This window comes from Chromobacterium haemolyticum, from assembly GCF_002081825.1.
Taxonomy (GTDB): Bacteria; Pseudomonadota; Gammaproteobacteria; order Burkholderiales; family Chromobacteriaceae; genus Chromobacterium; species Chromobacterium fluminis.
This window is the reverse complement of sequence record NZ_MUKU01000013.1, coordinates 1-14130: the sequence shown is the minus strand read 5'-3', so window position 1 is coordinate 14130 and position 14130 is coordinate 1. Positions and strand designations below refer to the sequence as shown.

General features: G+C 62.2%; 13 protein-coding genes and 1 riboswitch. Of the genes, 6 read left to right on the top strand and 7 right to left on the bottom strand.

Translation table 11 applies throughout. The features are described from left to right. Nucleotides 1-2: 2 nt before the first annotated feature. Nucleotides 3-1292 carry a peptidylprolyl isomerase gene (locus B0T39_RS11815; RefSeq protein ID WP_176219544.1) on the bottom strand — a complete coding sequence of 430 codons (1290 nt, stop codon included), beginning with the start codon at nucleotides 1290-1292 and terminating at the stop codon, nucleotides 3-5. 9 nt (nucleotides 1293-1301) lie between these two features. Continuing rightward, entirely contained in the window at nucleotides 1302-3575 is a 2274-nt protein-coding gene (locus B0T39_RS11810) for an LPS-assembly protein LptD (RefSeq protein WP_081546999.1), read from the bottom strand. A gap of 74 nt (nucleotides 3576-3649) precedes the next feature. On the opposite strand from B0T39_RS11810, the gene amgK reads away from it, so the two are divergent. Genes amgK through ruvA form a run of 4 tightly spaced genes read left to right on the top strand, consistent with a single transcriptional unit; the run spans nucleotide 3650 to nucleotide 6579 of the window. Next, nucleotides 3650-4681 carry an N-acetylmuramate/N-acetylglucosamine kinase AmgK gene (gene amgK / locus B0T39_RS11805; protein ID WP_081546822.1) on the top strand — a complete coding sequence of 344 codons (1032 nt, stop codon included), beginning with the start codon at nucleotides 3650-3652 and terminating at the stop codon, nucleotides 4679-4681. Nucleotides 4682-4683: 2 nt separating this feature from the next. Then, complete coding sequence (gene murU / locus B0T39_RS11800; protein WP_217806227.1) at nucleotides 4684-5391, top strand: N-acetylmuramate alpha-1-phosphate uridylyltransferase MurU; 708 nt, start codon at nucleotides 4684-4686, stop codon at nucleotides 5389-5391. A 4-nt stretch (nucleotides 5392-5395) separates the two neighbouring features. Next, nucleotides 5396-5947 carry a crossover junction endodeoxyribonuclease RuvC gene (gene ruvC, locus B0T39_RS11795; protein WP_081546820.1) on the top strand — a complete coding sequence of 184 codons (552 nt, stop codon included), beginning with the start codon at nucleotides 5396-5398 and terminating at the stop codon, nucleotides 5945-5947. Between the two features lie 38 nt (nucleotides 5948-5985). Next, a complete protein-coding gene (ruvA, locus tag B0T39_RS11790; protein WP_081546818.1) occupies nucleotides 5986-6579 on the top strand; it encodes a Holliday junction branch migration protein RuvA in 594 nt (197 codons plus the stop codon). 495 nt (nucleotides 6580-7074) lie between these two features. On the opposite strand, the gene B0T39_RS11785 is transcribed toward ruvA, so the two are convergent. The 5 genes from B0T39_RS11785 to ribB form a co-directional block, all read right to left on the bottom strand. Then, nucleotides 7075-7710: a BON domain-containing protein gene (locus B0T39_RS11785; RefSeq protein WP_141111199.1), complete on the bottom strand. Its 636-nt coding sequence runs from the start codon at nucleotides 7708-7710 to the stop codon at nucleotides 7075-7077. Nucleotides 7711-8010: 300 nt separating this feature from the next. After that, nucleotides 8011-9360, bottom strand: coding sequence for a sigma 54-interacting transcriptional regulator (locus B0T39_RS11780; RefSeq protein WP_081546814.1), 1350 nt, complete (start codon nucleotides 9358-9360; stop codon nucleotides 8011-8013). After that, the gene (locus B0T39_RS11775) at nucleotides 9357-9887 is read right to left on the bottom strand and encodes a hypothetical protein (protein ID WP_081546812.1); all 531 of its coding nucleotides are present in this window, start codon (nucleotides 9885-9887) and stop codon (nucleotides 9357-9359) included. The genes B0T39_RS11780 and B0T39_RS11775 overlap by 4 nt, the downstream gene beginning before the upstream one ends. Beyond that, entirely contained in the window at nucleotides 9884-11293 is a 1410-nt protein-coding gene (locus B0T39_RS11770; protein ID WP_081546810.1) for an ATP-binding protein, read from the bottom strand. Before B0T39_RS11770 ends, B0T39_RS11775 begins: the two co-directional genes overlap by 4 nt. Before the next feature lie 52 nt (nucleotides 11294-11345). Beyond that, a complete protein-coding gene (gene ribB / locus B0T39_RS11765; protein ID WP_176219543.1) occupies nucleotides 11346-12005 on the bottom strand; it encodes a 3,4-dihydroxy-2-butanone-4-phosphate synthase in 660 nt (219 codons plus the stop codon). A gap of 125 nt (nucleotides 12006-12130) precedes the next feature. Beyond that, a riboswitch (FMN riboswitch) is annotated at nucleotides 12131-12277 on the bottom strand. An 88-nt stretch (nucleotides 12278-12365) separates the two neighbouring features. Between ribB and ruvB the strand changes: the two genes are divergently transcribed. Both ruvB and B0T39_RS11755 read left to right on the top strand, forming a co-directional pair. Further along, entirely contained in the window at nucleotides 12366-13400 is a 1035-nt protein-coding gene (gene ruvB, locus B0T39_RS11760; protein ID WP_081546808.1) for a Holliday junction branch migration DNA helicase RuvB, read from the top strand. Nucleotides 13401-13520: 120 nt separating this feature from the next. Continuing rightward, the gene (locus B0T39_RS11755; RefSeq protein WP_081546806.1) at nucleotides 13521-13928 is read left to right on the top strand and encodes a hypothetical protein; all 408 of its coding nucleotides are present in this window, start codon (nucleotides 13521-13523) and stop codon (nucleotides 13926-13928) included. Nucleotides 13929-14130 lie beyond the last annotated feature (202 nt).

The following is a 14130-nucleotide window of genomic DNA, read 5'->3' as shown; positions in this document are numbered from 1 at the left end:
GCTTACTTCTCGTCCAGCCGTTCTTCGACGAAGGCGGAGTCGCGCAGCTGGCGCACCCAGTCGGCGTATGCTTGTTCGATCTTGCGGGAGCGGATCTGCTGTTTGACCGCCAGTCGTTCGCGGTCGCCGGACACGTCCTGATTGCGCTTGCCTTCCACCAGGATCAAATGCCAGCCGAAGGGGGTGCGCACCGCTTGGGATAGTTGGCCGATTGGCAATTGCGTCATCGCGCTTTCAAAATCTGGCACCAGATCGCCCAGGTTGACCCAGCCCAGATCGCCGCCTTTGGCGTTGCTGCCGTCTTCGGAGTAGAGCTTGGCCATGTCGGCGAATTTGGCGCCGCGTTGGATGCGGTCGCGCACTTGTTCGATGCGGGTTTTGGCGTCGTTGGCCGACACCGCTTCGTTGGTGCGGATCAAAATGTGGCGCACATGGTATTGCTCCACCATCATCGGCGCGCCGCTGTCGCGCTTGTCCTGCAACTGGAAGATGAAGAAGCCTTGCTGGGTGCGGATCACATTGGTGTGCTGGCCGGTTTTCAGCTGTTCCAGCATCTGCACGAATTCAACCGGCAGCGACACCGCGCTGCGCCAGCCCATATCGCCGCCTTTCAGCGCATTGGGAGCGTCGGAGTAGCTGGCCGAGACTTTGGCGAAGGATTGACCCGATTCCAGCTCCGCCAACGCTTTTTCGGCTTTCTTCGACAGGGTGTCGATCTGCTTGGCGTCGGCGCGTTCGGGAACGTTGACTAGAATGCTGGCCAGATGGTATTCGGCGCGGTTGCCGCTCTGTGCGCTTTTCAGCACTTGATCGACTTCGGTTTCGTTGACGTTGACCTTGGCGGCGACCTCGCTGTCGCGCAAGCGAGCGATGGTCAGTTCCTTGCGCACTTCGGCGCGCAGCTTGTCGAAGGCCAGGCCTTCCTTGGCCAGCTGGGCTTTCAGGCCGGCCACGTCCATCTTGTTCTGCTTGGCCAGATTGGCCACCGCCTGATCCACCGCGGCGTCGTCTATGCGCAGGCCGCCGCTGGCGGCGTACTGCAGTTGAACGTCCTCGGTGATCATCTGTTCCAGCATTTGTTTTTCCAGCACGGCGCGGGCCGGCGGCGTGACTTTCTGAGCCTGAAGCTGCTTGATGGCCTCGTCGACGCGGGTTTGCAGGTCCAGCCAGGTGATCACATTCTTGTTGACCACCGCAACGATGCGGTCCACTTCTTTGACCGGGGTTGCGGGAGCGGCGACGGCGCCTTGCAGGGCGCCGGCCAGCAGCAGGGCGAGCAGAGTCTGTTTCATGGTCATCGCTTATAAATCGTTAGTCTTGCTATAGCCGGGAATCGCCAGCTTCAGCGTGTTGAGCGGATTGTTGCCGAAGCCGCCAAGTCCCTTGAATTCCAGCTGGAAATAAATGGCGTTCTTGGTGGTGGTCAGGTCGCTGACATAGCGCTGGCCGACTAGCCGCGCCGACCAGCAACCGTCGTTGTACTCGAATCCGGCCAGTTGTTCCAGCGGCTTGCGGTCGGCCAGCGAGTAGTTGTAGCGGCCCAGCGCATACCATTTCTTGGCGATCGGCCATTGCGCGCCGATGTCGACTTGGCGCAGCGGGCCGTATAGCGAGGAGTTGTCCAGTTGCTCGTAGCGGCCATAGCGATAGCGCGCGCTGAGTACTTTGCCGGGCGCTGGGTTATAGCGCAGTTGAGCATTGTAGCGTTCGGTGGTTTTCAGCGCCTCGTTCCATTCGTAGGAGCTGTCCAGCCGCCAGCCCTTGGCCAGGTCGCCGCTGGCGCCCAGCAGCAGATTGGAGCCGCTGACGGTGCGCTGTTGCGGCACACCAGTCAGAGAGATGTCGTCCTGGTTGAAATAGTAACGTTTGCCCACGGTCAGCCGGATCCGTTCCAGACCGTTTTCCTGGCTGATCAGGCGGCTGGTCAGCGCTGTGGTCAGCTGATTGGCGCCGTTGATGCGGTCGGAGCCGGAGAAGCGGTTCTCGGTGAACAACTGCGCGAAGTTGAAATCATTCTCCGAGGTGTCGAAGTTGGGCAGATTGTTCTGGTTTCGGGTCGGGATATTGACGTAGAACAGCCGCGGCTCCAGCGTCAGCAGGTGATCCTCGCCCAGAAACTCGGTATCGCGGTCGAAGTAGAGGCCGGCGTCGGTACTGAAGATGGGCAGGCTGCGCGACACCGAACGGGCTTGCTGACCGGGGAGCGCGTCCAACTGGTATTCAGTCAGATGCATGCCGATTTTGGGCCGCAGAAAGCCCCAGCTCTTGTCCAGGCTCCACGTCAGGCTGGGATAAGCGACCAGGCGGTCGCCGTTTTGCAATGTCGGGTGGGAGAAGCGGGTCAACTCGCTCTGCAGGTTGGCGCTGAAGCCTTGAGGCAGTTTCTGGCTGGCGTTAAAAATCAGCTGAGGCAACCGCGCGTAGGGAATGTCGCCGGGAGCGGGGTTTTCCAGCAGCGTCTGATAGCGTTGCGCACGCAAGGTGGCGTTGGCCGAACCGCCCTGCCAGCCGAAACCGTAGCTGAGCCAGGCTTCGCGTACCAGGTTGACGTTGGCGGCGATGCTGAGACGATCGCCGAAATCCTTGAAGTAGTTGGGGTCCGAGACGTAGTTGGCGTTGTAGCCGAAAGTCAGACCCGGGGCCAACGTCTGGCTATGGGTTGCATACCAGGCGTAGCGGTTTTTATCGGTGACCTTGTCCTTGGGCAGTTGCTCAGTGTAGATCGAGCCGGAATAGTTGGGCTGCAGGTAGCGGAACTCCGCGCCCAGCATGGTGCCGTGCTTGTCGTTGAAATGCGGGGTGATGGTCGCGTCGTAGTTGGGCGCGATATTCCAGTAGTAGGGCAGCGCGATTTCAGTACCGTTGGTGCCGGTCTTGAAGGTGGGCGGCAAGAAGCCGCTTTTGCGGTTGCCGTTGAGCGGGAAATCCATCCACGGCGTGTACAGGATGGGCACGCCGTAGAAATTCAGCCGCGCGTTGCGGGCGGTGCCGACGCCGCTGTTGTAATCGAGGTCCAGCAGCGAGGAGTTCAGATACCAGGAGTCGTTGCCGGGTTCGCAGCTATTGATGCGGCTGTTGTAGACCCGGTACTCGTTCTGGCCGCGGAAGTCCACTTGCTGGCCGTCGCCGCGCATCGGCACCGTGCTCATAGGACGGGCGCCGGCCGGCGTGCCTTTGGCGGCCGGCGCGGGCTTGCCCATGGCGAATACTGGGTCCATGCCGGTGCCGCTGTAGTTGGCGACGTTGTAATCCAGCGTGGTGCCGGTCACCACATCGACGCCGCGCGTCATCTTGAAGTGGTCGCCGGCCTTGACCCGGTCCTTGTTCTGGTAATAGTTCAGCCAGTCGGACTCCAGCTTTTGGTCGTCGCGAGTGACCACCACGTTGCCGCGGGCTTTCAGCTCCACATTCATCTCTCCGTCCATATCGTCGGCGGTGACGTGGGTCTGGCCTTCGGCCTTGGGCGGTGTGGGTAGGGCGATCGGGGCGTCTTCATCAGCCAAGGCCAGCGCCGGCTGCAGTGAAAACGCGGCCGCCAGCGCCAAGGCTAGCGGATTGGGTTTGATTCTGGGCATGCACAAAGCCATATCTAAGGGGCGGCGGGGCAGTATAAAATCAGCCAATTCTATCAGCACCAAGACGAAGCGACATGCATAGACAGGAACTCATCAAAAAATGGCTGGCGAATTTGTACCCGGGGCAGGACATCGGGCTCGAATTCGCCGCCGCGGATGCCGACTTCCGGCGTTACTTCCGTGCGACCTGGCCGGATGGCGCGAGTTGCATCGTGATGGATGCGCCGCCGGAAAAAATGAGCACCGACGCCTATGTGCAAGTGCGCGACGTTTTCGCCATGGTCAATGTTCCCAAGCTGCTGGCGCGCGATCGCGAACAAGGTCTGCTGTTGTTGGAGGACCTGGGCCGGGTGACCTATTTGGCCGCCTTGGAGCATGATGGGCGCGAGCAGGTGCGGCGCCATCTGCTGCTGGAGGCGCTGGACACCCTGGTGGAGATTCAGTCCGCCAGCCAGCCGGGAGTGTTGCCGGAATACGACGAAGCGCTGCTGACGCGCGAGTTGAACCTGTTTCCGGAATGGTTCTGCGCCAAGGAATTGGGACAGCCGCTGAATTTTGCTCAACGTCAGTTGTGGGACGCTGGGGTCAAGGCCTTGCTGCCGGTGTTGCTGGCCCAATCCAAGGTGTTTGTGCATCGGGATTTCATTGTGCGCAATCTGATGCTGACCCCGGGAAAACCGGGGGTGTTGGACTTTCAGGACGCGGTGTACGGCCCTGTCAGCTACGACATTGTCAGCCTATTGCGCGACGCTTTCATTGAATGGGACGAGCCTTTTGTGCTCGATATCGCGATCCGCTATTGGGAAAAGGCGCGCGCGGCCGGTCTGCCGGTGCCGGCGGAGTTCGACGCTTTCTATCGTGATTTCGAGTGGATGGGGGTGCAGCGCCACTTGAAAGTGGCCGGCATTTTCGCGCGTTTGTTCCATCGCGACGGCAAGGACAAGTATCGCGCCGAGATTCCGCGTTTCATCAGATATCTGAAACGGACCACCCGTCGTTACCAGGAACTGGCGCCGTTCTATCAATTGCTGCTGCAGTTGGTGGGCAAGGATCAGACCGACGAAGAACTGCAGTCGGCCTATCCGGTAATGAGCTACAAGGGGTGAGCATGCCTAAAGCCATGATTCTGGCGGCCGGCCGCGGCGAGCGGATGCGGCCGCTGACCGACCATGCGCCCAAGCCCTTGTTGGCCGTGGGCGGCAAGCCCTTGATCGTTTGGCAGATCGAACGCCTGGTGGCCGCGGGTTTCGCCGATATCGTGATCAATCATGCCTGGCTTGGAGCGCAGATCGAACAGGAGCTGGGCGACGGCGGCCGCTTTGGCGCGCGTATCGCTTACTCCGCCGAGGGCGAGCCATTGGAGACAGCCGGCGGCATCGCCAAAGCCTTGCCCATGTTGCGGGAAGGGAGGGAGCGGGCCTTTCTATGCGTGGCGGCGGACATTTACACCGATTACGATTATGCCGGCCTGTTGCCCCGGCTGGCCGCGCTGGAGCGACGTGAGGAGCCTGGAATGCACCTAGTGATGACGGACAACCCAGTCTTCCACGCCGGCGGCGATTTCGCGCTGGCGCCGGATGGCGGCTTGCGCGCCGACGGCGAGCGCAAGCTGACTTTCTCCAGTATCGGTCTTTACGACACTCGCATGTTCTCCAGCCTTCCCGCAGGCCGCTTCGCGCCGATGCGCCCGTTCTACGACGCCGCGATCGCGGCGGGGCGGGCCAGCGGCGAGTATTTCAACGGTGTCTGGCACAATGTAGGCACGCCGCAGCAATTGCAGCAGTTGGATGCACAATTGCGCACCGGTCCGGGCTGAGGCGATGTCGGCTCCGTCTCTTCCCGGCGCGCGCCGCATCCTCGGCATCGATCCCGGCAGCCGCATTACCGGCTTCGGGGTGATCGACCTGGTTGGCCAGCAACGCCATTACGTGGCCTCCGGCTGCATCCGCACGCCGCAGGGCGCGCCTTTGAGCGAGCGCATCCGCGTGATCGTCGACGGCTTGTTCGGCGTGATCGATGCCTATCGGCCACAGGCGGCGGCGGTAGAGCAAGTGTTCGTCAACGTTAATCCCGCGGCCACATTGATGTTGGGCCAGGCTCGCGGCGCTTGTATTACTGCGCTGGTGTTGAGGGATTTGCCGGTGGCGGAATACACCGCGCTGCAGGTCAAACAGTCCGTCGCGGGTCACGGCAAGGCCGCCAAAGAGCAGGTGCAACACATGGTGGTGCGGATGCTGAATTTGTCTGGTACGCCCCAGGCCGATGCCGCCGATGCGTTGGCGGTGGCCTTGGCGCACGCCAATCTCAGCGCCGGTGCTTTGGGCCAGTTGGCGCAAAGCGGCTTGAAAATTCGAGGCGGCCGGCTGGTGTAGCCGGTGTGCCTGTAATCGCTTGATGAAAGAATCCGAACATGATTGGACGCCTGAGCGGCAACCTCATCGAAAAACTGCCCCCGCAAGTGGTGTTGGACGTCAACGGAGTCGGTTATGAAGTCGATGTGCCGATGACCACTTTTTACCAATTGCCGGCTTTGGGTCAAAAAACCACGCTGTTCACCCACCTAGTGGTGAGGGAAGACGCCCATTTGTTGTTCGGCTTCGCCAGCAAGGAGGATAGACAAACCTTCCGGCAACTGGTGAAGGTGACCGGCATCGGCGCCAAGATCGCCCTGGCCATCCTCTCCGGCATGACCACCGACGATTTGGCGGTGGCGGTGGCCAGCGAAGATATCAAACGCCTGTCCTCGGTGCCGGGTATTGGCAAGAAAACCGCGGAACGCCTAGTGCTGGAACTGCGTGGCAAGTTGGCCACCGGCAGCAATCTGACCGCCCCAGGAGGCCTTGCCTTTGCCGTCACGCCGGATGAGAAGGGTGACATCGTTAACGCCTTGCTGGCGCTGGGTTACAACGAGAAGGAAGCCGCCGCCGCCACCAAGGGCCTGCCGGCTGACGTGACGGTGAGCGAAGGCGTGCGCCTTGCCTTGAAGAGTCTGATGAAGTTTTAAAAACGTGTTTACGATCTCGCTAGCAAAGGAGAGGCAAAGCGAAAACCGCAGAGAAAGCGGACTATACGGGTGGTACTCGAAGGGCACTTACCGTGGCTACGCCTCACGAAACGCAGCAGACCTTAAGCAGATTCTTAGCGTTTTGCAATGGGTGGCGGTGTGGGCCAGGCGACTGCCACATCGTTAAGAGCCGCTAACAAAACCCCTGATGCTGCGTTGCGCCGACTTGCCGTACTCAATGTACTGTCTGCGTCGGCGCGCCTTGCCTCAGCCGTAAAACTGAGTTTTGTTAGCGGCTCTTAAGAGGGGCGGGGGCGGCCAAGAAAGGGCGGTGTGCGTTGGTCCTCCATAAAAAAAGCCACCCAGAAGGGCGGCGAATGGAGGCGGGCACACTTGCGTGTGTTCCTTGGGACGACTCCGGGTAAAGCAAGTGTCGGCGCGGCAGGTCATGACAAGCGAGCCAGGCGGGTTGCGCGCCGACGAATTAAAGCGGAATTAGCCAGCGGCTTTGAGGGTGACGTTGGTGCGCACCGAGGTCACGCCCGGTACGCGGGAGGCTTCTTCAGCTACGCGGCGCAGCGCTTCTTCGCTGGGCGCGGTGCCGTTCAGAGTGACTTCGCCCGCTTTCACGCTGGTCTGGATATTGGCGCCAACCTGAGCTGCGGCTTTGGCGACAGCTTCCTGGACAGCCTGGTTCAGACCGGTGGCTGCGCTTGGCGCGGCTTCGGCGATCAAAGCTTCGGCAGTGCTGGCGTCGCCCTTGGCGGCGGTGGCGCGTTGCGCTTGTTCGGCCGGAGCGCTGGCGTCGCCCTTGGCTGCGGTGGCGCGTTGAGCTTGTTCGGCCGGAGCGCTGGCGTCGCCTTTGGCTGCGGTGGCGCGTTGAGCTTGTTCGGCCGGAGCGCTGGCGTCGCCCTTGGCTGCGGTGGCGCGTTGCGCTTGTTCGGCCGGAGCGCTGGCGTCGCCCTTGGCTGCGGTGGCGCGTTGAGCTTGCTCGGCCGGAGCGCTGGCGTCGTCCTTGGCTGCGGTGGCGCGTTGAGCTTGTTCAGCCGGAGCGCTGGCGTCTTGAGCCGCCCAGCTGGCGCCGGCGAACAGGGAAGTCATCAGAGCAATGGCAAGAGTGGATTTCTTCATGGGATTAACCTTTTCGAGAGAGTGAGTCACATCGCTTGCGCTTGAGTCTGCCGCGCTTCGATCATTTGCGCTCTCCCTATGGCAAAAGGCGTGCCAGTTTTGGTTTTTTATTGTTTTTCAAAGACTTATGTTTTTTATGGCTTGAGTTGGTTTGCAGGAAGCTACCATTCTGTCGCCGTTTGGCGACAGAATGGTGGTGGAAATGGGCAGGACTTTGATTTGACTGGGATTTTACCTGTCGTCGATTAGCGACAGGCGTAGGGTGGCGCCGTTTTCGTCACGCCTGTCGCGTCGCTACGCTTATTCCAGCTTGAAGGCGGCTGGCGTCAGTTCGTGTTTTTGCAGCAAGCGGTAAAACTCGGTGCGGTTGCGGTCAGCCAGGCGCGCGGCGTCGCTGACATTGCCTCCGGTGAGCCGTAGCAAGCGTTCCAGGTAGTCGCGTTCGAATTGTCGCTTCGCTTCCGCCAGCGTCGGAATCGCGCTTTCTTCGCTGGCGACGGCTTTCTGTACTTGCGTCAGCGTCACCAGAGAGCCCGTGGTCAGCACGCAGCATTGTTCGACAACATTGGCCAATTGCCGGACATTGCCCGGCCAGGGCGCGGCGCTCAGGTATTCCAGCGCGTCGGCGGCGAAACCGCTAACGGCTTTCTGATAGCGGGTGGAGATTTTTTCCAGGAAATGCGCGGCTAGCAGACGAATGTCTTCGCGGCGTTCCGCCAGCGGCGGCAGGCGTAGCGAAACCACGTTTAGGCGGTAGAACAAGTCCTCTCGGAAGCTGCCTTCCTGGATCAAGGTTTCCAGCTCACGATGCGTGGCCGACACCAGACGAATATCCACCGGGGTCGCCCGCGTCGCGCCGACCGGTCGCACTTCTCGCTCCTGCAGCACGCGCAGCAATTTGACCTGAAGAGGCGGCGGCATGTCGCCAATCTCGTCCAGGAACAGGGTGCCGCCGTCCGCCTGCTGAATCAAGCCGGTCTGGCGCGCGTTGGCGCCGGTGAAGGAGCCTTTTTCATGGCCGAACAGCTCGCTTTCCAGCAGATTGTCCGGAATCGCTCCGCAGTTGACTGCGATGAAGGGCTGGCCCGCGCGCGGGCTGGCCAGGTGGATAGCTTTGGCCAGCACCTCCTTGCCGGTGCCGCTTTCGCCGCGCAACAGCACGCTGGCGCCGGTAGCGGCGACCATGCGGGCCTCGGCCAGTAGCTCCTCCATCGCCGGACTGCGGCTGACCAAGCCGGAGCGCCAGCCGGCGGCGGCCTGATCGACCGCGCGTCCGGGCCCCGCCAGCGATAGTCCTTGGGCCACCTTGTCCAGTAGCGCCTTGCCGTCGAAGGGTTTGACCAGGTAGCCGAACACGCCGCGGCTGACGGCCTCCACTGCGTCCGGCACTGTGCCGTGGGCGGTCAGCAGAATCACCGGCATCGCGGGGTAGCGCTGCCGGACTTGTTCAAACAGCTCCAGACCATCCATGCCGGGCAGGCGCCAGTCCGTCAGCAGCAAGTCGGCGCGGCGGGCCGCCAGCGCGTTCAAGGCCGCTTCGGCGCTGTCCAGCGCTTCAACCTCGTAGCCGGCGGCGCCGAGGCGAAGGCCGAGCAAGCGCAATAGGTCGGGATCATCGTCCACCAAGACGATGCGGGCGGTAGCGCTCATGGCTGACCTCCTTTGGTTTTGCTGGGCTTCAGCTGGAGTTCGCGCTCGACTTCGCGCAAAGCGTTGAGCTTGCCGTTCAAGTCGTCGTAGCGTTTCTGCAGATCACGGTTCTGAGCTTGTTGTCGCTCCAGCGCTTCCGCCAGTTTGCGTCTTTCCTGCAGCTGTTGAAGCTGTAGTCGCGTAAGACCCTGGCTGGCCGGGTCCAGATTGTCGGTTTTGGCGAGCAGGCTTTCCAATTGGGCCTGCAGTTTTTGAACATCGGCGCGGCTCTCCGCCGCCTGGGCCTGTTGTAGCAGAGTCAGCAAGCGGCTGCTGCCGCAGCTTTCCCGCCCTGCCAGGGCCAGAGCTTGGAGCTCCCGCGTCTGGCTTAGCAGTAGCAGGATTTGGTTGGCGTCTGGACATCGGATGATGGGCGCGGCGGGCATGGCAACCGGCTGACGCTGATGCGCGCAGGCGCTCAGGGCTAGCAGGCCGCACAGCCAGAGCAGCCGCCGCGCGTTGAGGGCCCAAAAGCGAGATGTTTTCATGTCTTGTTCTCCGGTTCCGGCCACTGCAGGCGGAAGCAGGCGCCGGTTTGGGGCTTGGGTTCCAGCGTCAGCTCGCCGCGCATCAATTGGGCGAAACCGCGCGCCATCGCCAGGCCCAGCCCGGTGCCGGGCAATTCATCCGGCGGCGGCGAGCCGCTCCAGAACGGCTCGAAAATCTTTTCTCGATAGGCTTCCGGCACGCCGGATCCTTGGTCGCTGATCTCCAGCCAGACGCCGCCGGCGTCGCGGCCGTGGCGGATGTTCAAGGTGCTGTCGACGGGACTGTGGCGAATGGCGTTGATTAATAGGTTGTCCAGGATGGTTTCCACTTTGGAGCGGTCGCCGTTGACCCGCTCCATGTCGCCTTGGACTTCGGCGGCGAGGCGTTTGGCTTGCAGCAGCGGACGACAGGCCTGCAACCGTTCCGCAATCAGCGCCGGCAGGTCGAAGGTCTCCACTGTCAGTGTCTCGGATAGCCATTGGCCGGCATCATAGCGCAATAAGGCCTCCACGCGTTGGCGCAGGGTCTGCGCATTGTTTTGCAAGATGGCTACGATTTCCTGCTGTTGGGCGGACAGCTGTCCTATCACTTCTTCACGCAATAGCGCGGCAGCCTCATGGATGGCGGCCAGCGGGGTTTTCAGTTCGTGGGACGCTTGGCGGAAGAAACGGCCTTTCTGTTCCTCCAGCGCCGCCAGCCGGCGGTCCAGCTGGGCCAACTCGCGGGCCAGGCGCTGCAGGTCGGCGGGGCCGGACTGGCGCCAGTCCTGCAGCCGCGCGCCGTCGCTCATCCGCGCGATCTTGGCTTGCAGCTTACGCAGCGGCCAACTGATCAATAAGGTCATCGTCAGAGCCAGCGCCAGAGCGGAGGCCAGCGACAGCCAGGCCAGGCGGTCGGCGGTACGGCGCATTTCCGTGATCGAGTCCTGCCATTGGCGCTGGCTTTGTTCCAGTTGGCGGTTGATCAATTGGCCTTGCGCGGTCAGGTGCAGGTCTAGCTGGCGGAACAAGCGGTCGCGTTGCGCGCCGGCGCGCGCCGGCAGGGCTTGGAGTTGCGGCTGGATCGCCAGAATGGCCCGGGCGCTGAGCGTCAACTCGTCGTCGTCGCCGCGTTGCAATTTGCGTTGCGCCAGCTCGATCTCCTGCCAGGCGCCGACGGCGGTGTTGGCCAGCGCGTGGTCTTTCAGGATTTGAGCCTGGCGGGTGGCGCGCTCGAATTGAATGGATTGCTCGCGCGACACGCGGTTGGCGTCCAGCCATTCCTTGGCTTGTTCCTGATGCGAGCGCAGCTTGGAGGCGGCGTGTCCTAACTCGTTGCGAAGCTGAATCAGCACGGCCGAGGGCACGACGGCGACGATCAGGAAGCTGGCTAGCAACAGGCTGCGGAAAGAAATAAAACGAAGCATGGAGGGGTCGGCGGCGTCGCCGCGGGCGTTAGCCCGCGGCTAAGGGCAAAGATCAAGCAGACAGCGGAGCGGCGGCTAAGTTCTGCGCGGAAATCCATTCGGCCAGTTCGGCCACGCTCAGAACGGGCAGCGCGTGCGTTTGAGCGTAGTCCGCGATTTGCGCGCCGCGCATCATGCTGCCGTCCGGGTTCATCAGCTCGCACAGCACGCCGGCGGGTTGGAAGCCGGCCAGTCGCGCCAGTTCCACCGCGGCTTCAGTGTGGCCGCGGCGGTTCTGCACGCCGCCTTCTGCCGCCACCAGCGGAAAGACATGGCCGGGGCTGACCACGTCGCCGGCCTGCGCTTGCGGATGGACGGCGGCCTGAATGGTGCGCACCCGGTCGGGGGCGGACACGCCGGTGGACACGCCCTGCGCGGCTTCGATGCTGACGGTGAAGGCGGTGCCGTAGCGGCTGCCGTTGCGTTGCGTCATCGGCGGCAATTGCAGCCGGGCGGCGTGCTCGGCGGTCAGGCACAAGCAGACGATGCCGCTGCAATCGCGGATCAGACGCGCCATTTCGGTTTCGCTCAGCGTGTCGGCGGCTAGAATCAGGTCGGCTTCGTTTTCGCGGTCGTGGTCGTCGGGAACGATGACCGGCAAGCCGCGGCGCAAGGCGCTGAGCGCCGTTTCGACGCGTTGAGACAAGGTGTCGGGATGTGTGGCGATACTCATGGAAACGGTCCTCGGGTCGTTTGAGAAACAGGTTCCAGGGCGTGAAAAGGGTCGGCGAAAGCCAACCCGCGCGCAAAAGCGCGCAGCGAACACGCCGCGGCCGCGCGTAGCGCGGCAGGCGGCCATGTCATCTTCTCTCATCCGGACTATTACCGTCGGCTCTGGCCTGTCACCAGATCTGCTGACCTTCCGCCGGGAAGCGGAAGCGCTCGCGGGCTCGATCTTGCGATCATACCGCCGGTGGGGAATTGCACCCCGCCCTGAAGACGTTGCGTCGGCCCGCGATGATGGGCGGGCCAGCGGCGATTATAGCGCGGTGGTAAGATTGGACATTCGTTTTTTTGGCCGACGGCTAACACCATGATTGAAACCGACAACCTGTACGGCGGAGCGCCCGAGCCGCGCATCGTCACCCAGCAAAGCCTGTCCAGCCAGGAGGAAGCGCTGGAGCGCGCTTTGCGGCCCAAGCTGCTGGACGAGTACGTCGGCCAGAAAAAGACGCGCGAACAGCTGGAAATCTTCATCGAGGCGGCCAAGCGCCGCAGCGAAGCGCTGGACCACGTGCTGCTGTTCGGCCCGCCCGGGTTGGGCAAGACCACGTTGGCGCATATCGTGGCCCGCGAAATGGGCGTCAATCTGCGGCAGACCTCGGGGCCGGTGCTGGAGCGAGCCGGGGATCTGGCCGCGCTGTTGACTAATCTGGAACCGCACGATGTGTTGTTCATCGACGAGATCCACCGGCTGAGCCCGGTGGTGGAGGAAATCCTCTATCCGGCGCTGGAGGATTACCAGATCGACATTATGATAGGCGAGGGGCCGGCGGCGCGTTCGGTCAAGATTGATCTGCCGCCATTCACCCTGGTGGGCGCTACCACCCGCGCCGGGATGCTGACCAACCCGCTGCGCGACCGCTTCGGCATTGTCGCGCGGCTGGAGTTCTACAACGCGGAGGAACTGACCCGCATCGTCAGCCGTTCCGCCGGTTTGTTGAACGTCAAATTGGTCGACGACGGCGCGTTCGAAGTGGCGCGTCGCAGCCGCGGCACGCCGCGCATCGCCAACCGGCTGCTGCGCCGGGTGCGGGATTACGCCGAAGTCAGGGCCGACGGCGTGGTCAGCTCCCAGGTGGCGGACGCCGCGCTGGCGATGCTGGACGTGGATCCGGCTGGCCTGGATGTAATGGACCGCAAGTTGCTGCAAGCCATTTTGGAGAAGTTTTCCGGCGGACCGGTGGGCCTGGACAATGTGGCGGCAGCCATTGGCGAATCCACCGACACCATAGAGGATGTGATCGAACCCTTCCTGATCCAGCAAGGCTATCTGCAGCGCACTCCGCGTGGCCGGATGGCGACGGCGCTGGCTTATCAGCACTTTGGCCTGCCGCTGAGAGATTGACGAGCAGAGTCCCGGCGTTGTCGCTTGCGCGCAGCAGCATGGCCATCCGCTGATCGCCTGCGCCGGCGCGCAGGCGTACAATTCTGGCTTTCACGCATTCCGCTGCGGCGGGGGATGATTATGTTTTACGCTTTGTTCGGTCTGACCTTGGCGGTGGCGATTGCCACTTCGATATTCACCGCGCGTTTTTTCGATCCGGCGGTAAACAAGATTCTGTCGCGGGTCCTGGGGCGTGATTTGACCGATGCCTGGCGCAAGTACATTTTCTTCGCCATCGTGGTCACCGGGGTTTCCGGCGGGGTGCGGCAGTGGTCGCTGGAGAAGTATTTGCCGCCGGCCGCGGGCAAGGGCAGCACCGTGATGGAACTGACCGGCGAACGATGGCTGCTGGAGTTGTTCAACACCTTCATCGACACGCTGCGCTCGATTGCCTGGGTCATGTTGTTGTTCTTCCTGTGCGCCATGCTGGCCTATGTGATCATGAAGGCGGTGGAGATGCGTAAAGGCGAGCAGCCTCCCGAAGAATGAAAAAATCCCGGTCGTTGGCCTAATGCCGTTCACTTAAGCAAGTGAACGGCATTTTTCATGGTGCGAATCTTGCTCATACTTCGCTCATGTTGACTCACTCATTTCCGTCCCTATGGTTGGCAAGGCTCACAAACACCCTGATTTCTCTGCTCTTTCTCAGAAAATTGATCCTCAATGGATCGTCCACGCCCTTGCAGTGACC